The sequence below is a fragment of the Alkalispirillum mobile genome, from assembly GCF_003664325.1.
Classification (GTDB): Bacteria; Pseudomonadota; Gammaproteobacteria; order Nitrococcales; family Halorhodospiraceae; genus Alkalilimnicola; species Alkalilimnicola mobilis.
In genome coordinates, this window is sequence record NZ_RCDA01000006.1 from 1 (window position 1) to 19,720 (window position 19,720).

At 66.6% G+C, this 19,720-nt stretch carries 19 protein-coding genes; 7 read left to right on the forward strand and 12 right to left on the reverse strand.

Annotated elements, in window-relative coordinates; translation table 11 throughout:
- The 4 genes from DFR31_RS12900 to fba all read left to right on the forward strand — a co-directional run.
- The coding region (locus DFR31_RS12900; RefSeq protein WP_147436982.1) for a transketolase-like TK C-terminal-containing protein at positions 1-192 on the forward strand (192 nt) is incomplete at its 5' end.
- A 61-nt stretch (positions 193-253) separates the two neighbouring features.
- The gene (locus tag DFR31_RS12905; protein WP_121443110.1) at positions 254-1,432 is read left to right on the forward strand and encodes a phosphoglycerate kinase; all 1,179 of its coding nucleotides are present in this window, start codon (positions 254-256) and stop codon (positions 1,430-1,432) included.
- A 5-nt stretch (positions 1,433-1,437) separates the two neighbouring features.
- Complete coding sequence (pyk, locus tag DFR31_RS12910; RefSeq protein WP_121443178.1) at positions 1,438-2,907, forward strand: pyruvate kinase; 1,470 nt, start codon at positions 1,438-1,440, stop codon at positions 2,905-2,907.
- An 87-nt stretch (positions 2,908-2,994) separates the two neighbouring features.
- Positions 2,995-4,059, forward strand: a complete 1,065-nt coding sequence (gene fba / locus DFR31_RS12915) for a class II fructose-bisphosphate aldolase (RefSeq protein ID WP_121443111.1) — start codon at positions 2,995-2,997, stop codon at positions 4,057-4,059.
- 289 nt (positions 4,060-4,348) lie between these two features.
- Here the strand turns inward: fba and DFR31_RS12920 are convergent, their stop codons facing one another.
- From DFR31_RS12920 to DFR31_RS12965, 10 genes are all read right to left on the reverse strand, one after another.
- The gene (locus DFR31_RS12920) at positions 4,349-5,758 is read right to left on the reverse strand and encodes a phosphomannomutase/phosphoglucomutase (protein WP_121443112.1); all 1,410 of its coding nucleotides are present in this window, start codon (positions 5,756-5,758) and stop codon (positions 4,349-4,351) included.
- A 106-nt stretch (positions 5,759-5,864) separates the two neighbouring features.
- Complete coding sequence (gene dut / locus DFR31_RS12925; RefSeq protein WP_121443113.1) at positions 5,865-6,323, reverse strand: dUTP diphosphatase; 459 nt, start codon at positions 6,321-6,323, stop codon at positions 5,865-5,867.
- Positions 6,292-7,527, reverse strand: coding sequence for a bifunctional phosphopantothenoylcysteine decarboxylase/phosphopantothenate--cysteine ligase CoaBC (coaBC, locus tag DFR31_RS12930; RefSeq protein ID WP_121443114.1), 1,236 nt, complete (start codon positions 7,525-7,527; stop codon positions 6,292-6,294). Before coaBC ends, dut begins: the two co-directional genes overlap by 32 nt.
- A gap of 73 nt (positions 7,528-7,600) precedes the next feature.
- Complete coding sequence (locus DFR31_RS12935) at positions 7,601-8,986, reverse strand: sodium-dependent transporter (protein ID WP_121443115.1); 1,386 nt, start codon at positions 8,984-8,986, stop codon at positions 7,601-7,603.
- Between the two features lie 109 nt (positions 8,987-9,095).
- Positions 9,096-9,926 carry an endonuclease/exonuclease/phosphatase family protein gene (locus DFR31_RS12940; RefSeq protein ID WP_121443116.1) on the reverse strand — a complete coding sequence of 277 codons (831 nt, stop codon included), beginning with the start codon at positions 9,924-9,926 and terminating at the stop codon, positions 9,096-9,098.
- A 7-nt stretch (positions 9,927-9,933) separates the two neighbouring features.
- The gene (locus DFR31_RS12945; RefSeq protein ID WP_121443117.1) at positions 9,934-10,566 is read right to left on the reverse strand and encodes a thiol:disulfide interchange protein DsbA/DsbL; all 633 of its coding nucleotides are present in this window, start codon (positions 10,564-10,566) and stop codon (positions 9,934-9,936) included.
- 4 nt (positions 10,567-10,570) lie between these two features.
- A complete protein-coding gene (gene ccsB / locus DFR31_RS12950; RefSeq protein WP_121443118.1) occupies positions 10,571-11,758 on the reverse strand; it encodes a c-type cytochrome biogenesis protein CcsB in 1,188 nt (395 codons plus the stop codon).
- Positions 11,758-13,863, reverse strand: a complete 2,106-nt coding sequence (locus tag DFR31_RS12955) for a cytochrome c biogenesis protein ResB (protein WP_121443119.1) — start codon at positions 13,861-13,863, stop codon at positions 11,758-11,760. Before DFR31_RS12955 ends, ccsB begins: the two co-directional genes overlap by 1 nt.
- Before the next feature lie 116 nt (positions 13,864-13,979).
- Positions 13,980-14,597, reverse strand: a complete 618-nt coding sequence (locus tag DFR31_RS12960) for a c-type cytochrome (protein WP_121443120.1) — start codon at positions 14,595-14,597, stop codon at positions 13,980-13,982.
- A gap of 212 nt (positions 14,598-14,809) precedes the next feature.
- Positions 14,810-15,817 (reverse strand): cytochrome-c peroxidase, encoded by a 1,008-nt coding sequence (locus DFR31_RS12965; RefSeq protein WP_211328313.1) that lies wholly within the window; start codon positions 15,815-15,817, stop codon positions 14,810-14,812.
- A 177-nt stretch (positions 15,818-15,994) separates the two neighbouring features.
- Here DFR31_RS12965 and msrP point away from each other — a divergent pair, with 177 nt between their 5' ends.
- From msrP to yihA, 3 genes are read left to right on the forward strand one after another with little or no spacing between them, the layout of a single operon-like run.
- Positions 15,995-16,942: a protein-methionine-sulfoxide reductase catalytic subunit MsrP gene (gene msrP, locus DFR31_RS12970; RefSeq protein ID WP_121443121.1), complete on the forward strand. Its 948-nt coding sequence runs from the start codon at positions 15,995-15,997 to the stop codon at positions 16,940-16,942.
- A gap of 1 nt (position 16,943) precedes the next feature.
- Entirely contained in the window at positions 16,944-17,546 is a 603-nt protein-coding gene (locus DFR31_RS12975; protein ID WP_121443122.1) for a protein-methionine-sulfoxide reductase heme-binding subunit MsrQ, read from the forward strand.
- Positions 17,547-17,592: 46 nt separating this feature from the next.
- The gene (yihA, locus tag DFR31_RS12980; RefSeq protein WP_121443123.1) at positions 17,593-18,207 is read left to right on the forward strand and encodes a ribosome biogenesis GTP-binding protein YihA/YsxC; all 615 of its coding nucleotides are present in this window, start codon (positions 17,593-17,595) and stop codon (positions 18,205-18,207) included.
- Between the two features lie 19 nt (positions 18,208-18,226).
- Here the strand turns inward: yihA and DFR31_RS12985 are convergent, their stop codons facing one another.
- Together DFR31_RS12985 and DFR31_RS12990 are read right to left on the reverse strand one after the other, a co-directional pair.
- Positions 18,227-18,883 (reverse strand): hypothetical protein, encoded by a 657-nt coding sequence (locus DFR31_RS12985; protein ID WP_121443124.1) that lies wholly within the window; start codon positions 18,881-18,883, stop codon positions 18,227-18,229.
- Positions 18,884-19,178: 295 nt separating this feature from the next.
- Positions 19,179-19,667, reverse strand: coding sequence for a disulfide bond formation protein B (locus tag DFR31_RS12990; RefSeq protein WP_170153696.1), 489 nt, complete (start codon positions 19,665-19,667; stop codon positions 19,179-19,181).
- Positions 19,668-19,720 lie beyond the last annotated feature (53 nt).

Below are 19,720 nucleotides of genomic sequence, written 5' to 3' on the forward strand. Positions count from 1 at the left end.
GCCCACCCGATGCCCTGGCAGGCGCTGCTGGGCGACCGGGGCCGGGTGATCGGCATGGAGACCTTCGGCGAGTCGGCCCCGGGGCCGGCGCTCTACGAGCACTTCGGTTTCACGCCGGAGGCAGTGGTGGCCTGGGCGGAAACCCTGCAACCGGCACCCGGCACGGCCTCACTTGCGCCGGGGCGCCGGTAACGGGACACTTGCGCTCCAGCGAACCCGGTACCTGAACGACTCAACATCGAAGGGAGACACCATGGCCGTCATCAAGATGACCGACCTCGACCTCAAGGGTAAGCGCGTCCTCATCCGCGAGGACCTCAACGTTCCCCTGAAGGAGGGCCAGGTCGCCGACGACACCCGCATCCGCGCCTCGCTGCCCACCATCCGCCACGCGCTGGAGGCCGGCGCCCGGGTGATCCTGCTCTCGCACCTGGGCCGCCCCAAGGAGGGCGAACCGGACCCCGCCGCCTCCCTGCAACCGGTAGCCGACCACCTGAGCGGGCTGCTGGGCCAGGATGTGCCCCTGGTGCAGGACTGGCTGGACGGCGTCGAGGTGGACGATGGGCGGGCGGTGCTCTGCGAGAACGTCCGCTTCAACGTCGGCGAGAAGAAGAACGACGAGGCGCTGTCCCGGCGCATGGCGGCCCTGTGCGATGTCTACGTGATGGACGCCTTCGGCACCGCCCACCGCGCCCAGGCCTCCACCCACGGCGTGGGTCAGTATGCCCCGGTGGCCTGTGCCGGCCCACTGCTGGCGGCCGAGCTGGAGGCCCTGGGCCAGGCGCTGGAGGCCCCGCAGCGGCCGATGACCGCCATCGTCGGCGGCTCCAAGGTCTCCACCAAGCTGGAGGTGCTGGAAACCCTGTCCGGCAAGGTGGATCAGCTGATCGTGGGCGGCGGCATCGCCAACACCTTCATCGCGGCTGCTGGCCACCCGGTGGGCAAATCGCTGTACGAGGCCGACCTGGTGGACAAGGCCCGGGAGCTGATGGCCGCCGCCCGGGCCAACGGTGGCGAGATCCCCGTGCCCACCGACGTGGTGGTCGGGCGCGAGTTCAGCGCCGACACCCAGGCGGTGGTCAAGCGCGTCGAGGAGGTGGACGCCGAGGACATGATCTTCGACATCGGCCCGGACACCGCGCAGCGCTACGCCGAAATGATGCGCCAGGCCGGCACCATCGTCTGGAACGGCCCGGTGGGCGTGTTCGAGTTCGACCAGTTCGGCGAGGGCACCCGCAAGCTGGGTGAGGCCATCGCCGGCAGCGACGGCTTCTCCATTGCCGGCGGGGGCGACACCGTGGCCGCCGTGGAGAAATACGGCCTTGCCGACCGCATCTCCTACATCTCCACCGGCGGCGGCGCCTTCCTGGAGTTCCTGGAGGGCAAGACCCTGCCCGCCGTGGCCATGCTGGAGGCCCGCGCCCAGCGGTGAATGCCATGCCGACACCTCGTCGCACCAAGATCATCGCCACCCTGGGGCCGGCCTCCGACGGCCCCAACATGGCTGCCCGCCTGGTCGCCGCCGGGGTGGACCTGGTCCGGATCAATTTCTCCCACGGCACGGTGGCGGACCACCGCCGCCGGGTGGAAACCGTCCGCCAGGCCGCCCGCGAGGCCGGCCGCCAGGTGGGCGTGCTGGCCGACCTGCAGGGGCCCAAGATCCGCATCGAGGGTTTTCGCGACGGCGCGGTGGACCTGGAGGAAGGCGCGCCCTTCACCCTGGACACCACCCTGGACAAGGATGCCGGCGATCAGGAGCGGGTGGGCGTGGCCTACCCCGAGTTGGTCAGGGACGTCCACGCCGGCGACACCCTACTGCTCGACGACGGCCGGGTGCTGTTGACGGTGGAGGCCGTCACCGACACGGCGATCCGCTGCCGGGTGGCCACCGGGGGCCGGCTGTCCAACCGCAAGGGGCTGAACCGCCTGGGGGGCGGACTGTCCGCCGAGGCGCTCACCGATAAGGACGAGGCCGATATCCGCACGGCCGTTTCACTGGAGGCCGACTATCTCGCCGTCTCGTTTGTCCGTGAGCCGGCAGACGTGCACCGTGCCCGGGAGCTGCTGCACGCGGCCGGCGGCAACGCCGGCATCGTGGCCAAGATGGAGCGGGCGGAGGCGATGGACGGTGCCGTGGACATCATCGAGGCCGCCGATGCCATCATGGTGGCCCGCGGTGACCTGGGGGTGGAGATCGGCGATGCCGCCCTGCCCCAGGTGCAGAAACGGCTGATTCAGCAGGCGCGCGACCTCAACCGGGTGGTGATCACCGCCACCCAGATGATGGAGTCCATGATCGACAGCCCGCTGCCCACCCGGGCGGAGGTCTTTGACGTGGCCAACGCGGTGCTGGATGGCACCGACGCGGTGATGCTCTCGGCGGAGACCGCGGCCGGCCAGTACCCGGACGGCGCGGTAGCGGCGATGGACCGGGTATGCCGCGAAGCAGAGAAGAGCCGCGCCGCCACCGAGTCCGGCCACCGCCTGGAGTGCCGCTTCGGTAGCGCCGAGGAGGCGGTGGCCATGGCCGCCATGTACACGGCCAACCACCTGCCGGTGAAGGCGATCATCGCGCTGACGGAGTCCGGCACCACCGCCCTTTGGATGTCGCGCATCCGCTCGGGCATTCCCATCTACGCTCTCACCCGCCATCCGGCCACCCAGGGGCGGGTCACCCTCTACCGCGGGGTTTACCCCATCGCCTTCGACCCCACCCATGGCGACGCCGACAGCGTCCGGCAGCGCCTGGTCAAGACGCTGCTGGAGAAGCAGCTAGTCACCGAGGACGATCACCTGGTGCTGACCTTCGGCAGCCACATGGGCGTGGCTGGCGGCACGGACACCATGAAAGTGGTGAAGGTAGGGGATCTGCTGGAAGGCCCGGAAAGGGCCTCCCCATCTGACTGATAACGCCCGTCCCCTACCGGGACGGGCGCGATTTCCGGTATTCCGGCCTGCGTGTCAGGCCCGACTTTTCGGCAACGGAGGAAAACCATGGCGCTCATCACGCTGCGACAACTGCTGGACCATGCCGCCGAGCACGGCTACGGCATGCCCGCATTCAACGCCAATAACATGGAGCAGTTCCACGCCATCATGGAGGCGGCCCGGGAGACCGACAGCCCGGTGATCCTGCAGAGCTCCGCTGGCGCCCGCAAGTACGCCGGCGAGCCCTTCTTCCGCCACATGATGCATGCGGCCGTAGAGCAGTACCCCGAGGTGCCGCTGTGCATCCACCAGGACCACGGCGCCTCGCCGGCGGTCTGCCTGCGCTCGATCCAGAGCGGCTTCACCTCGGTAATGATGGACGGCTCGCTGCGCGAGGACATGAAGACGCCGGCTGACTACGACTACAACGCACGGGTGACCCGCACGGTCTGCGAGATGGCCCATGCCGGCGGTGTCTCGGTGGAGGGCGAGCTGGGCTGCCTGGGCTCGCTGGAGACGGGCGAGGCCGGCGAGGAGGACGGTTCCGGCGCCGAAGGCAAGCTGTCCAAGGAGATGCTGCTGACCGACCCGGAAGAGGCCGCCCAGTTTGTCCGCGAGACCCACGTGGACGCGCTGGCCATCGCCATCGGTACCAGCCACGGGGCGTACAAGTTCACCCGCCCGCCGACCGGGGATATCCTGGCCATTGACCGGATCAAGGCGATCCACGCCCGCATCCCGGATACGCACCTGGTGATGCACGGCTCCTCGTCGGTGCCGCAGGAGTGGCTGGAGATCATCAACCAGTACGGCGGCGAAATGCCGGAGACCTACGGGGTGCCAGTGGAGGAGATCCAGGAGGGGATCCGCCACGGGGTGCGCAAGGTGAACGTCGACACCGACCTGCGCCTGGCCGCCACCGGTGCGGTACGCCGCCACCTGGCGGAGAACCCGTCCAACTTCGACCCGCGCAAGTTCCTGAAGGCGGCCACGGCGGCCATGAAGGACATCTGCAAGGCACGCTACGAGGCCTTTGGCAGCGCCGGGCAGGGCTCGAAGATCAAGCCCATCGGGCTGATGGACATGGTGGATCGCTACGCGAGCGGGGAGCTGGACCCGAAGGTGTCCTGAAGCAGCACGCGTTGATCAGGGGGAGTTCCCCCTGCTTTGTGGCCCCGGTTCGCTGCATGGCGGGCCGGGGTTTTTGTTGTTGGGTGAGCGGTAGCGATGGGGGCAGGCTGCGGCTGGGTCGTCTTGCGGGGCGGCTATTGCCCCTCAGGGGACGCCGTGAACCCATCCCTGGGGGCTTGTAGGCAGCATCCCTGCTGCCTACACCCCTGAGGGGCAATAGCCGCCCCACAAGACGACACGACACCTGGTTAGGCTGAGACTTCGACGAGCTTGTCACCGAAGCTGGTGATCAGAAGGGCAGTTCCAGCCCCTCCTGCACGCTGTTCAGCAGGGCCCGGAACGCCGCCTTGATCCGCTCCAGTGCCGCCTCGTCGTCGGCCTCGAACCGCAGCACCAGGCTCGGCGTGGTGTTGGAGCTGCGGATCAGGCCCCAGCCGTCCGGGAATTCCACCCGCAGCCCGTCAATGGTATGCAACGTGGCGTCGGTGAAACGCTCGCGACCGGCGGTCAGCAGGCGCTCCATCAGCGGGGTGGGTTCACCCTCCTGCAGGTTTACCCGCAGCTCTGGCGTACTCACCGCATCGGGAATGGCGGCGAAGACCTCCGCACTGCTGCCTCCGCGTGCGGCCAGGATCTCCAGCAGGCGGGCACCGGTGTAGAGCGCGTCGTCAAAGCCATACCAGCGCTCCTCGAAGAAGATATGCCCGCTCATCTCCCCCGCCAGCGGCGCACCGGTCTCCTTTAGCTTGGACTTGATGAGCGAGTGCCCCGTCTTCCACATGCAGGGTTCCCCGCCGGCCTCGCGGATCACGTTAGCCAGGTCCGCCGAGCACTTCACGTCGAAGATCACCGGTTCTCCCGGGCGGCGCGAGAGCACGTCCTGGGCGTAGAGCATCAGCTGCCGGTCCGGCCAGATCACCCCTCCCTCGCTGTCCACCACGCCGAGCCGATCGCCGTCACCGTCAAAGGCCAGGCCCACGTCGGCCCCGCTGGCCTGCACGCGTTCGATCAACTCCGCCAGGTTGTCGGGGTCCGCCGGGTCCGGGTGGTGGTTGGGGAAGCGGCCGTCCACCTCGCAGTAGAGCGCCTCCACCTGGCAGCCCAGCCCCTCGAACAACTGCGGTGCCACCGCACCTGCCACGCCATTGCCGGCATCCAGCACCACCCGCAGCGGCCGCGCCAGCTTCACGTCGCCGGTGATGCGGGCCAGGTAGTCGGGGACGATGTCGTGGGCCTGGCGACCACCGGGCCTGGCCGCCGCCACGTAGTCCCCCTCGTGGACCCGGCGACGCAGGTCCTGGATGTCATCGCCGGAGAGCGTCCGGCCACCGGCCATGATCTTCATGCCGTTGTATTCCGGCGGGTTATGGCTGCCGGTAACCATCACGCCGGCGCCGGTGTCCAGGTGATGGGTGGCGAAGTACATCAGGGGGGTAGGCACGCAGCCCAGGTCGATCACGTCGCGGCCGGCCTGCTGCAGCCCCTCCGTCAATCCGGCGACCAGCTCCGGACTGGACAGCCGGCCGTCGCGGGCCACCACCACCTGCTGCTGGCCATGGTCCGCCGCCTCGCTGCCGATAGCCCGCCCCAGTAGGCGCGCCACGTCCGCATCGAAGCCCTCGGTGACGATGCCGCGGATGTCATAGGTGCGGAAGATGCTGTCGGGCAGGCCTGGCGCCTGATCCTGCTTCTCGGTCATGGTACGTCCGGTCCTCTGGTTCTGGTTTTTCCTGCGTTGCTCGGCGCGCAAAGTCGGCCTGAAGGAATGACCCACCCTCGACACCAGCTCCCCACCGGGGCCGGTTTCAATGCCGTCCGGTGTGCCCGAAACCGCCGTCCCCCCGCTCGCTGGGGGTAAATTCGTCCACCACCTGGAATGCCGGACGCAACACTGGCACGAAAACCAGTTGCGCCACCCGCTCGCCGGGCTCCACCACGAAGGGCTGGTCGCTACGATTCCAGCAAGAGATGAAGATCTGCCCCTGGTAGTCGGAATCGATCAGGCCCACCAGGTTGCCCAGCACGATGCCGTGCTTGTGCCCCAGCCCGGAGCGCGGCAGCACCGTGGCGGCCATGTTGGCATCAGCCATGTGAACCGCGATACCGCTGGGCAGCAGCTCGGTCTGGCCGGGCGCCAGGGTCAGCGGGGCGTCCAGGCAGGCCCGCAGGTCCACCCCGGCGGAGCCGTCGGTGGCGTAGGCGGGCATCGGCCAGTCGTTGCCAAGGCGGGGGTCAAGGATTTTCAGTTCCACGGCTTCGGGCATGGTAGTGCTCAGCGATCAATTGGATGAGTTGACGGGCCAGGGCCGGCTTGTCGGCGCGGGCCAGGCTGGCGTGTCCGTCCCCGGGCCAGTAGACCTCCAGGGCGTTGTCGTCGGCGTGAAAACCGCGGTCGGCCCCCACCCAGTTGGCGGCGATCATGTCCAGGCGCTTGCGGTCCAGCTTGTCCCGCGCATGCCGCGCCAGGTCGTCCGTCTCGGCGGCAAAGCCGACGGTAAAGGGGCGGCCCTCGCCCAGCGCGGCCACCTCACGCAGGATGTCCGGGTTCGGCACCAGGCGCAGCGCGGTGTCGCTATCCGATTTCTTGATCTTGCGCCCGGCGCTCTGCTCCGGCCGGTAGTCGGCTACCGCGGCAGCGCCGATGAAAAGGTCCATCTCGCCCACCCGCGCCATAACCTCACGGTGCATATCGCGCGCGCTCTCCACGGCGACGGCCTCCACGCCGGCCGGCGCCGACAGGCGGCTGGGCCCGCTGACCAGCACCACCCGGGCACCGGCGTCACGTGCCGCCTCGGCCAGGGCGTGGCCCATCTTCCCCGAGCTGTGATTGGTCAGGTAGCGCACCGGGTCGAGCGCCTCGCGGGTGGGGCCGGAGGTGATCAGCACCGTCCGGCCGGCGAGGGGGCCCGCGGTGGCCGTTTCGGTCGGCCCGTCCAACAGGGCGGCCACCAGGTCCAGCGGTTCCAGCATGCGCCCGGAGCCGCTCTCGCCGCAGGCCTGGTCGCCCTCACCAGGGCCCAGGAAGCGGACCCCCCGCTCGGCCAGCAGCTCGCAGTTGGCGCGGGTGGCCGGCGCCTGCCACATCACCCGATTCATGGCCGGGGCCACCGCGATCGGTGCCTCGGTGGCCAGGCAGAGGGTGGTCAGCAGATCATCGGCGAAGCCGTGGGCCAGGCGGGCGAGGCAATCGGCGCTGGCCGGGGCAATCAGCACCTGATCGGCCCAGCGCGCCAGTTCGATATGCCCCATGGCCGCCTCCGCCTCGGCGTCCAGCAGGTCGGTGGCCACCCTTTCGGCGGAGACCGCCTGCAGCGTGAGCGGGGTGATGAACGCCTGCGCGCCCTGCGTCATCACCACCCGCACCGCCACACCCCGCTCGCGCAGGCGGCGGACCAGGTCCGGTGTCTTGTAGGCGGCGATCCCGCCGGTGATCCCGAGCAGGATGCGTTTCACGACTGGCGTACTCATGCTGACGGCCCGGTTGCAATGTGCCGCAAGCTTAACGCATTCACCAGCCTCTCGGCACGCCGGGGCGCCCCCGTCAGAAGACACCCAGGGCGTTCAGGAACACCAGGGCGATGGCCAGCGGTACCAGCCAGCGAATCAGCATCAACCAGGCGTTGAACACCGGGTGGCTGAGCTGGAGCTCCGCCTCAGCCACCCGGCGCGGCAGCACCCAGCCCACATAGAGCGCCACCAGCAGCCCGCCCAGCGGCAGCATCACAGCGAAGGTCAGGAACTCCATCAGGTCCATGAAGCCCATCCCGGCCACGGTGAGCCCGCTCATCACGTTCAGTGACAGCGCCGAGAGGATACCCATGGCCCAGGCCGCCAGCGCGACCACCGCCGCCCCACGGCGACGGCTCCAACCCCGGTTCTCCACCAGGTAGGCCGTGGCCGGCTCCATGATGGAGATGGCGGAGGTCCAGGCAGCGAAGCTGAGCAGCACGAAGAACAGCGTGCCGAACAGGGCTCCGGCGGGCATCTGGCCGAACCCGGCCGACAGGGTGATGAACACCAGGCCGGCGCCGGAGTCGGGCTCCAGGCCCACGGCGAAGACGATGGGGAAGACGGCCAGGCCGGCGATCAGGGCGATCGCGGTGTCGGAGCCGGCGATAATCACGGAGTTCTGCGGGATGGAGGAGCGGGAGGACAGATAGGAGCCGTACACCATGATGGCCCCCATGCCCAGGCTGAGCGTGAAGAAGGCCTGGCCCACGGCCCCCAGCATCAGTGCGCCCAGCGAGCCCGCCTCGCCCCCGGCAAGCAATTCCCGCAGGCTAGGCACGAACAGGTAGTGCAGCGATTCGGCAAACGCCCCGGCCCCCATGCCGTAACCGACCAGCAGGATCAGGAGCAGGAACAACGCCGGCATCAGGAAACGCACCGCCTTCTCCAGCCCGCTGCGCACGCCGCGGGAGACCACCGCAAAGCACATGGCCATGAACACGCTGTGCCAGAGCAGCAACTCCAGGGGGCGGTCGAGCAACCCCTGGAAGATCTCCCCCACCCGCTCGGCACTAGCGTCCACAAACGCCCCACCGGCGGTCATGGGCACGTAAGCGAGCGACCAGCCCGCCACGACGCTGTAGAAGGACAGGATGATGAACCCGGCCAATACGCCGAGCCAGCCCAGCAGGGTCCACAACCGGTGGGTACCGTAGTCCACGCAGAGGGACTTCAGGGTATTGATAGGACTCTGCCGCCCATGCCGGCCGAGCAGGATCTCACCCATCATCACCGGGATACCGATGGCGAGCACGAACAGCTGGTAGACCAGCACGAAGGCACCACCACCGCTCTCACCCACCACGTAGGGAAAGCGCCAGATATTACCCAGCCCGACAGCCGAGCCGGTGGCCGCCAGGATGAAGGCCCAGCGGGAGCCCCACTGCCCGTGGATGGAAGTGCGCTGATTCAGTGCCATGTTCCCCCCTCTGGGCCGGGGCAAGGCCCACGGCCCGATCATTGTGATCCATCGCCCACAAACCCCCGGCAGCATAGTACAGCCCACGCTGCGGCGGGAACCGCCGGCATCAGCCGATCAGCTGCACCCCGTCCGGCAAGGCCACATCCATGGTGATCGGCAGGTGATCGGACAGCGGATAGTCGAGCACCCGGACATGGCTGACGTCCAGGGACTCGGAGAGCAGGATGTGGTCGATATTCCGGTGCGGTTTCCAGGACGGAAACGTATGCAGATCGTGCACCGGCTCCAGCAGTTCGGTGCAGCTGACCATCCGGGCAAACTCCGGGCTGCGCGAATGGCAGTTGAAGTCCCCCATCACGATGACGTGGCGGTGGTCGTTGATCAGGTCGGTCAGGTAGCCCAGCTGGGTCATGCGCGCCCGCCGCGACAGGGCCAGGTGCACAATGATCACGTTCAGTGCTTCGCCCGGACCACCGAAGCGCATGTGCAGGGCGCCCCGGCCGGGCACCCGCCCCGGCAGGGCGTGTTCATCGATGGAGGCGGGACGGAACCGGGTCAGCAGGCCATTGCTGTGCTGGGCGATGCGGCCCAGATTGCGGTTGGTCTGGTAGTACCAGTAGGGGAAGGTGCCCCGGCGGGCCAGGTACTCCACCTGGTTGACGTAGCCAGTGCGGAAACTGCCCGCATCCACCTCCTGCAGCCCCACCAGATCGTAGTCGTGGAGCATGTGGCTCATGCGGTCCAGGTTGCCCTCGCGGCTGGGCGAGGGCCAGAAGTGCCGCCAGCCGCGGGTGAAGTAGTGGTGGTAACGGCTGGTTTCCAGACCACTCTGGATGTTGTAACTCATCACCCGCAACACCCGCGGCGGGTCGCGTTCGATCACTGGATCCAACGCCGTGAAGGCGCCCTCCGGAGTGCGATGCGAGAGTACGGTCATCGGCCTCCTACTCCGCCGAGCGCTCCTCCTGACGCCGCTCGGCAAGCTGCTCAATGAGCTCGATCATCTGCTCACGGGATCCGGCCTGACCGCCGGCCGTGAGGTAGCGCCCATCCACCGCCACGGTGGGTGTGCTGCGCACACCGTAGTCCTGTGCCGTGGCCATGGCCCTCCGGGTGCGGGTCTGCACCACGCGGGAGTCCCAGGCTTGGTCAAAGTCCTGGGCGTCCACGCCGCGCTCCTGGAAGAAGTCGCGGAACTGCGCCTGGTTCTGCAATGGCCTACCGTCGTCGTGCAGCGCCGTGTAGATGTCGTCGTGCACCTCTTCCACCACGCCGAGCGCCTCGGCGGTGAAATAGGCCTGCACGTGGGCCTGGTCCTGCGCCCTCAGCGGGATCGGCACCCGGACCAGCTTCACGTCCAGGTCCGTCTGTTCGTACCACTCATGTAAGGGACCGTTGAACGCTCGGCAGGCCGGGCAGCTGTAGGCGAAGAACTCGGTGATCTCCACCTGGTCACCGCTGGTCGTCCGACGCGGTTCCTCGAACACCCGGTAGTCGCGGCCCGCCTCGAACGCCCCTGCCAGGCCGGGCAGGGCCAGCAGGGCGAACATCAGTATAAACAGTCGCTTTGGGCTCATCGGTTTACAGCTCACCGTAAGAATGCAGGCCGGAGAGGAAGATGTTAACCCCGAGGAAGCAGAAGGTGGTCACCAGCAGCCCCAGGATGGACCACCAGGCCATCGGCGTACCCCGCCAGCCCTTGGTGAATCGCATGTGCAGCCAGGCAGCGTAGTTGAGCCAGACGATCAGCGACCAGGTCTCCTTCGGGTCCCAGCTCCAGTAACCGCCCCAGGCTTCGGCCGCCCAGAGGGCACCGAGAATGGTGGCGATGGTGAAGAAGGCGAAGCCCAGCGCGATGCACTTGTACATCAGATCGTCCATCTGATCGAAGCTGGGCAGGCGCTGCGCCGCCTTGCTCTCCGGATGGGACCGGGCCCGCACCAGGTAGGCCACCCCGACCATGGCCGCCACACCGAAAGCGCCGTAGGCGACAAAGTTGGTGGGCACGTGCACTTTCATCCACCAGCTCTGCAGGGCGGGGATGAGCGGCTCGATATGGTGGGCCTCCTGACCGAAGTGGTACCAGAGCAGGAAGCCGATGCTGGCCGAGACCACCAGCATCACGAAACCACCCAGGGCGCGGGTCCGGAACCGACCCTCGTAATACAGGTAGATCAACGCCGTGGTGAAGGCCAGCAGGACGAACACCTCGTAGAGGTTGCTGACCGGGAAGTAGCCCATGCCCGGGCCGTGCAGGTGGGTCTCCCACCAGCGCACCAGCAAACCCAGCAGGCCCGCGCCGGAGCCCAGCCAGGTGAAGGCGGTGGCCACTTTGCCAAGGAAGGCGTCGCGATCACCGCCGCTCAGCACCAGGTCCGCGAAGTACAGGACCGTGGCGCCCAGGAAGAAGACGCACATCCACATGATGGCCGACTGGCTGGAGAGCAGGTAGTTGAGCAGGAAGCTCTCCTGCGCCGCGCCCAGATCGGGGTAGATACTCACCGCGAGCACCGACAGGGCACCCACGATCAGCGTGAAGGGGCGGGCCGCCTTCCAGTGCCAGCCTTGGGGGATCAGCCAGGCCACCGTCAGTGCCAGGATGATCTCCTCGTAATAGGCCATGTATTCGCCGTAGAGGAGGTAGGCACTCAACCCGCCGCCGATGCAGGCCAGCGCCCAGATCCAGTCGAACGCGGAGAGCCGCCGGAAGTACGCACCACGCTCGTGGTCTTTCAGCTCATTAGCCAGTTTTTCCTGGGTGGTAGACATCAGGTCTTAACCTCCTCGCCGCCCTTCGACTCCGCCAGTCGGAGACGCAGGTCCAGTTCCTGCGCCACCCTCTCAAATTCCTTGCCAAAGGCCTTGGGGTCACGCTGCCCCACCCCGGCCAGCAGGATTCGGGTCCGGCCTGCGGACTCGTCCTGTTCCACCAGCGCCCAGAGGCGGCGGTGGGGTACGTAAAACATGAGGAACAGCCCCAAGACGAGCATCGCACTCCCAAAATAGACGATGCCGGCACCCGGTGCGCGGGCGATCATCAGCCCAGTGGATTGGACCTGCTCAAACCCGGTCAGTTCCAGGAAAATGGGTGAGGTGTAGCCCGGAAGGGCGGAGAGCGCTGCCAATGCCTCCTCGTAGAAGAGCCGATCATCCTCGGTCAGTCCGCCCATATCACTGACCGACTGCACCCCGGCCTCCTCGGCCACGGCGTTGTGGTAGGCGTTGGTGAGGGTGCGCTCGAGCAGCATGTGGGAGAAGTCCCTCAGCAGGGCCTGCTGTTCCGGGTCGTTGGCCCCGGCCTGTACCCGTGCCTCAACGCCCTCGCTGACCGCCTCAAACCCCTCCTGGAGCAGCTGCTGGATCATCTGCTCGGCGGACAGCGCCATCTGACCCGACAGCTGCCGCGCCTGCTCCTGGTCCTCGACCATCCCCAGCTCGAGCAGGACGTAACGCGCGGCCGAGCGCGCCGCCTCCCGCCGGGGCTCGGTCTGGCGAAGGTTGTCCAGGAAGGTCATGAAGCGATCGAGACTGCGGTCCGGCCCGGCCGGGATATGCAGGTACCGGAAGGGCTGGTCCGGCGAGGGCCGCACGCCGCTCAGGTAATAGTCGCGGCCGTCGATCCGGATGGGCAGCATGTAGTTCTCGAACTCCAGCACGCGCCCATCGCGCATCCGCATGCTGTAATTGAAGGTCGGCCCCACATTCCGGTGCCGGGTTCCCCCTTCCATCAATTCGTCGGGGCGGACGTTGGCGAGCTCGAAGTCCTCGATCGAGAGGGTGTAGCGCTGGCCACCGATGTTCACCTCCGCCTGGGAGAACACCTTGGCCTCCAACTGCTCCACGCCCTCGGTCCCGCCACGCAGGGGCCAGATACGCAGGTCGAGGTTGGAGCCCCCGTCACCAAAACTGGCCTGGTAAATCGAGTGGCCGCGGTAGGTCAGCGGTTCGTTGACCCGGATGGTCTGGGTGAACTCCTTGTCATACTCCTGGTCGATGATCCGCAGGTCACTCTCGTAAGAACGTGGCTGGCCATCGGGGTAGTGCTGAATCCGGAAATCCTCCACCAGGATGGTGAAGGGCAGTTCCTGCACCACGTAGCCGTCGCGCAGGGGCAGGAAGGTAACATTGGCTGCCCGCCCCTCGGGGATGTTGGTGGTGCCGCGGAAGGATCCGGGCCGCACCGGCAGCTTCCTGCTGTCGTCGATCTGGGAGACCGGTATATCGTCCCGGGTTTCGACCTGTAGGTTGCCCCGCCACTCGTTCCACTTGAGCAACAGGTCGCCATCGATCAGCCCCCCGACACAGATCACGACGATCGCAGCGTGGGTGAAGATGTAGCCCAGCCGGTTACTCCGCCCCTTCATGCCGGCGTAAAGCACCTGCCCGTTCTTCCGGGACTTGTCGCGGAAGCGAAAGCCCTTGTTGCGGAAGGTCTGCTGTGTGGCCTCACGCGCCTGCTCCGGTACCAGGCCCATGGTCCACTCGCGCTGGTTACTCAGCGCCCGCAGGGAGGTCGCCTGGTAGTGATCGCGGTAGCGGGTCATCTCCTTGAGGACGGTGGGCGTGTAGCGGTACATGCACACGCTGGTGGAGATGACCAGGAAGGTAAGGATGGCCAGGTACCAGCTGGCGGAATAGACATCGTAGAGCCCCAGCCGGCGGAACACCTCGAACCAGAAGGGCCCGAAGTCGATCATGTGCTCGGACCAGGTCCGCTCCTGGACGAGCACGGTCCCAATGATAGACCCGATCCCCAGCGCCACCAGCAGCGTGATGGCCAGGTTCATGGACCCGAGAAATTCGATCAGGATCGCGGAGGTGGTGCGCCCTTTGCGGGGCGTCTGCCTGGCGGCAGCGGGGCTTTCACTGGACATGCTTGGTTCGGACCTCGGCGCTGAGGCTGACCGGCCGCGGTCCCTGCGGAGTCATACCGCCCCGGTGGTCGGGGCGGCGTTTCGCTGATGCGGGCGCATGGACGTCTGCCCGGAAATCAGCGGTGAAGACCGGTCATGTATTCGGTAACGGCTTCGATATCTTCGTCGCTCATCCGCGAAGCGATATCGCGCATCATGCGGTTCGGGTCGGAATCACGCTCACCGTCACGGTATTCGCGCAGTGCCTTGCGCATGTACTCCGCATGCTGACCACCGACGCGGGGGTACTTGGCGCCTTTGATGCCTTCACCAGCCGGGCCGTGGCAGGCAATACAGGCAGCGACACCCTCATTCGGCAAACCACCCCGGTAGATCAGCTTGCCCCGCTCGGCCAGTTCCTCGTCGGCCTCGTGGTGCTTGGCCTCCTGGGCCTCGTAGTAGACGGCCAGATCACGAATGTCCTCGTCGGAGAGCGGGGCGGCCTGGCTGCTCATGAGCGGGTCTTCGCGACCGCCGTCACGGAACAGCTTGAGCTGGTGGACCGTGTACTCGGCGGGCTGACCGGCCAGGGAGGGCCATTCGGGATTGGTGCTGTTGCCTTGGGCACCGTGACAGGCGATGCAGGTTGACGCCTTCTGCTCGCCGGCTTCGATGTCACCATCAACGGCAAGGGCCGGCAGACTGGCGCCAGCCAGGAAGAGGCCGGCAGCGGCTGCAATAAACCGGTTGTTCATGGATCCGATCACCTCTGGATGCCTCCGGGCTGGTACGCGCTCACACATTGATCAGGCGCTGACTCAACCTGGTGTTTGGTTTTGATGATTCTAGCGTGAAGGCCGGTGGCCGACGGATAAACGGCTGATAGTTATATCAGCCGCCCGGTAGGCGGTCAATCTGGGGCGTGTGGAAAAACGCCGCGCCCGGGGCCGGGCGCGGCGCACAGGCCTTACGGCAGGGCCGGGACCTGGAAGTCCGGCATCTCACCGGTCATGGATTCCATGAAGGCCACCAGCTCGGCGACGGTCTCGTCGTCGAACTCGCGGTTCAGCATCTCACGCCCCATGACCTGGGTGGCTTCCTCCAGGGTCTCCACCCCACCGTTGTTGAAGTAGGGGTAGGTCACCGCCACGTTGCGCAGCGTCGGGGTGCGGAAGGCGTACTTGTCCGCCTCATCCCCGGTAATCAGATAGCGGCCCTTGTCGGTGGAGCCCGGCACCTGAATGCTGTGGAACTGGCTGTCGGTCAGCGCCGGCCCGCGGTGGCAGGCGATGCAGCCATTGTCCACGAAGGCGGCCATGCCGCGCTTCTGCTTGTCGGTCAGCGCGTCCAGATCACCCCTCAGATAGCGGTCGAAAGGCGAGTTCGGGGTGTTGAGGGTGCGCTGGAAGGTGGCCAGGGCCTTGGCCACGTTGTCGGCGGTGATCGGCGCATCCTCACCCGGGTAAGCCGCGGAGAAGGCATCTTGATACTCGTCGAACGCCTCGAGGCGATCGAGGGCATCGTCCAGATCCATGGCCATCTCGATGTCATCCTCGATCGGGCCCAGGGCCTGGCCCTCCAGATCGGGCTCGCGGCCGTCCCAGAACTGCGACTCCAGGAAACCGGAGTTCAGAACGGTGGGAGTGTTGCGCTCACCGACCTGGCCCTCATGCCCGACGGCACGCGGGATGCGGTCTGCCCAACCCAGCGCGGGGTTGTGACAGGTGGCACAGCTGATGACGCCGCTGGAGGAGATCCGCGGCTCGAAAAAGAGCATCTTGCCCAGCTCGATCTTCTCCTTGGTCAGGGAGTTGTCGGCGGGGATCGGCGGCAGGGCGGGCAGCGGCTCGAAACGATCGGCATACTGGTCGTAGAAACCGTCGTCGGCAGCAGCGTTCCCGGCGGTGAAGGCCATGACGGCACCGACACCGAGGGCGGGAATAACCTTGCGCAGGTTGGAACCCAGGCTGAACATAGTGCGCCTCCTTGAAATTTGACGCTGGCGAGGTGAACCCCTTTGCAGAGCATCAATCCAATTGCTCTGTAACTGTTCCAAAATGAAGGTACGGCAGGTTGTAACCCTATACAACCAAGTGAAATACTCGGTTTTGCTGCGGATCAAGTTTTTGCTCACTTTCCTGGAGGACTCGTCATGGCCCGATACCGCTACCCGAAGATCCCCGAATCAGAGGTAACCCCGGAGCCCCTTTACCGGGCCCGGCGCAAGTTCCTCCGTCAAAGCGCGGGGCTGGCCGTGGCCGCCGCCGCCCCGGGCCTGCTCATCAAGCCCGCCGCCGCCTGGCAAGGGGGCCTGGACGCTGTACCGGAGAGCGATCTCTCGACGGACGAGTCACTGACAAGTCTTGACGACATCACCTCCTACAACAACTTCTACGAACTGGGCACCCGCAAGCGGGACCCCTCGGACTGGGCCCACCAACTGCAGACGGACCCCTGGACACTCAGTATAGAAGGCGAAGTGAATAAACCCGGGAAACTCGACCTCGATGATGTGATCCGCCCCGATGAGCTGGAAGAGCGCATCTACCGGCTGCGTTGCGTGGAGGCCTGGTCCATGGTCATTCCCTGGGTCGGCTTCGAGCTGCGCAAGCTGCTGGAGCGGCACGAGCCCACGTCCCGTGCCAAGTACGTCGTCTTCGAATCCATCTACGACCCGGACAACCTGCGCGGCCAGCGCCGGGACATCATCGACTGGCCCTACCGGGAGGGGCTGCGCATGGACGAGGCCATGCACCCGTTGACGCTGCTGGCCGTGGGCCTCTATGGCAAGCCGATGCCCAACCAGAACGGCGCCCCGATCCGCCTGGTGGTACCGTGGAAATACGGTTTCAAGAGCATCAAGTCCATCGTGCGGATCCGGCTGCAGGAGGAGCAGCCGATGAGCGCGTGGGAAGAGAAGTCACCGGAGGAATACGGCTTCTACGCCAACGTGAACCCCCACGTGGACCATCCGCGCTGGTCGCAGGCCCGGGAGCGACGCATCGGCGAATCAGGCCGACGGGAGACGTTGATGTTCAACGGCTACGAGGACGAAGTGGCCCACCTGTACGAGGGCATGGACCTGGAAAAATACTTTTAATATGTTTAACAAGAAAACGGCGATTAATGCATTTCGATTATTGGTTCTGGTGGCCTGCGCCGGCCCGGCCCTGTGGCTGGGCTGGGCCTGGACCCAGGCGGAACTGGGGGCCAACCCGGCGGAGGCGGTGGTCCACTTCACCGGCCGTTTCGGCCTGGGGCTGCTGCTCGCCACCATCGCGCTTGGTCCGGCCTTCCGGCTCACCGGATGGGTCGGGTTCATGGCCGCACGCAGGCAGATGGGCCTATGGGCGTTCGTATGGCTGTGCGGCCACGCCCTGGCCTGGATGGGGCTGGACCAGTACTGGGACTGGCCCTGGATCTGGCAGGACCTGTGGGGGTTGGAGTACGTCCGCTACGGCGTCGCTGGGCTGTTGCTGCTGGTGCCGTTGGTGCTCACCTCGTTCCGCGCGGCGCAGCAGGCCATGGGCAAGGTCGCCTGGCAGTGGCTGCACCGCCTGGTGTACATCTCCGCCACGCTGGGGGTGGTGCACTTCTGGATCCTCACCCGGGCCGATTACCGGGACGTGACCCTTTTCGCCATCGTGCTGGCCGCGCTGGTCGCCTTCCGCCTGGGCTGCGTAGTGGTCGACCGGCGCTGGTAAGCGCCCGCTGCTTGGCCGCCGGCGCCCGCTAGGGGACAATGGCGGCATGAACCCTATCTACTTCCAGGCCCGTTTTCTAACCAGCGCCCCGGACCTGCGCCGCATGCCGCAGGACCTGGGGCGCGAGGTGGCCTTTGCCGGCCGCTCCAATGTCGGCAAGTCGAGCGCCATCAACACCCTGACCAACCAGAAATCCCTGGCCCGCACCAGCAAGACCCCCGGACGCACCCAGCTCATCAATGTCTTCCCGGTCACCGAGAACGCCGCACTGGTGGACCTGCCCGGATACGGCTATGCCAAGGTCCCAGCCGCGGTGCGCCGACGTTGGGACCAGGTGCTGCCGGAGTACCTGGCCGGGCGCGACGCCCTCCGTGGCGTGGTCCTGGTGATGGACCTGCGCCATCCGCTCACCGAATTCGATCGCCAGATGCTGGACTGGTGCACCCACATTGGCGTGCCGGTGCATGTGCTGCTGACGAAGGCCGACAAGTTTAAGCAGGGGGCGGCGCGCAACCGGGGTCAGAACGTGGGCCGCCAGCTGCAGGCGGAGTGGCCCGGGGTGACCTGGCAGATCTTCTCTGCCAGCAAGCGGATGGGCGTGGACGAGGCCCACGCCCGGCTGGACGAGTGGCTGGGGCTGGGGCCGGTCGAGGGCGACTGAGTCGCCCGGCCCCGGCGGACTAGAACCGGTAGTTCAGCGAGATGGAGATGACCGGGTAGTACTTAACGCTGTCCAGATCATCCTCCAGGCTGCGTTCCTCCTCGCGTAGGTCATCACGGAATTGGTCATCCACGTTCGCGTCGCCCGTGGTGCCATCCACGCTGACGCTGGGTGAGCCAGTGAACAGCACACCGATGTCCGAGGTCAGCGTCAGCCGCCCGCCAGCCACCGCATTGCCCCAACCGATACCCAGGTAGGGGGCGAAGCTGCGCCAGTCCACCTCGGCGTCCAGGCGCGCATCGTCGTAGGTGTTGTCCCCGACATCCAGTTCACCGCGGGCCGACCCGCTGAACTCGTTGCCGTTGTAAAACCCACCCGCACTCAGGCGAAAGCGCCCCCCGAAGGGGTACCAGTCGGCGAGCAGCCCGGCACTGCGCAGTTTCAGGGTGCCGTCGTACTCGATGTCGTCCTCTTCCAGGTCGGTGCTGTAATCGAACCCGGTGACCGTGGCCCGCAGGTTAACCCGGTCGGTCATGCCCAGCGTGCCCTCCACGCCGAGACCGGTGGTCCCTGCCTTCACACCCAGTGCAAACGGGCCGGCGGCCTGCGCCGTCCCGGTACCCAGCATCAGCGCCAATGCCAGCGCGCTCCCCCCGACCCAATACCTCTGCTTCATGCTTGTTGTCCTTTTGCTCATCCTGCGAAGCCAGGATAATACCCACATCACCCATAAGAGATCTAGCCCGACGGAAGGGGGTGCACGGATGCCGGAAAGAAAAGGACCCCGGTCCCTGGGGGGAGGGAACCGGGGCCAAGCTGTAACCCGGCCTTGGGGCGAGCCGGGTGCAGAAGCCCGCTAGAAGAGGAGGGAAGCGGGCGGCGCCAGCGTCGGCGCTCATTGGGTAAGACTAGCGTCGCTGGAAAAAGTTTCTGCATCGATCGAAAAAATTTCGCCGATTTACGGTTTGCCCTTACGTCCGGCGCACCAGCACCGCGTACAACCCTACACCCCCAAGGGCGATATAACCCGCCAGCGTCCAGGCCGGCAGGGGCAGCCCCAGCACCGCGTCCACCTGGGTGCAGTCGGTGGTGCCGGAAAGGATCTCCAGCAACACCTCCCACCAAGGCAGGAACTGCACCAACACCTCGGGGGACATGCCGCAACTCACCGCATCCGGGTTGCTCTGGATATAGAGGTGGCGCAGCGCGATCGCGCTGCCTCCCACTGCCGTCAGGCCCATGGCCGATGCCAGCGGCCAGCGGCCCCAGCCCCGGGGGAAGCGGATCAGCCCGGCCAGGGCCACCAGCCCCATCAGGCCGAACACCCCGCGCTGGACCCAGCAGAGCGGGCAGGGCGGCATGTCCGCCAGGTGCTCCAGGGCGAAGGCCCCCAGGTTCAGTAACACGGTGGCGGCCAGCACCAGGCCCAGGCCCCGCCGGTGGATCAGCCAATCGCTCATTTTCTGCGTCGTACCTATGTCAGTTGGGAACGCACCAGCCATTGCCCCTGCCC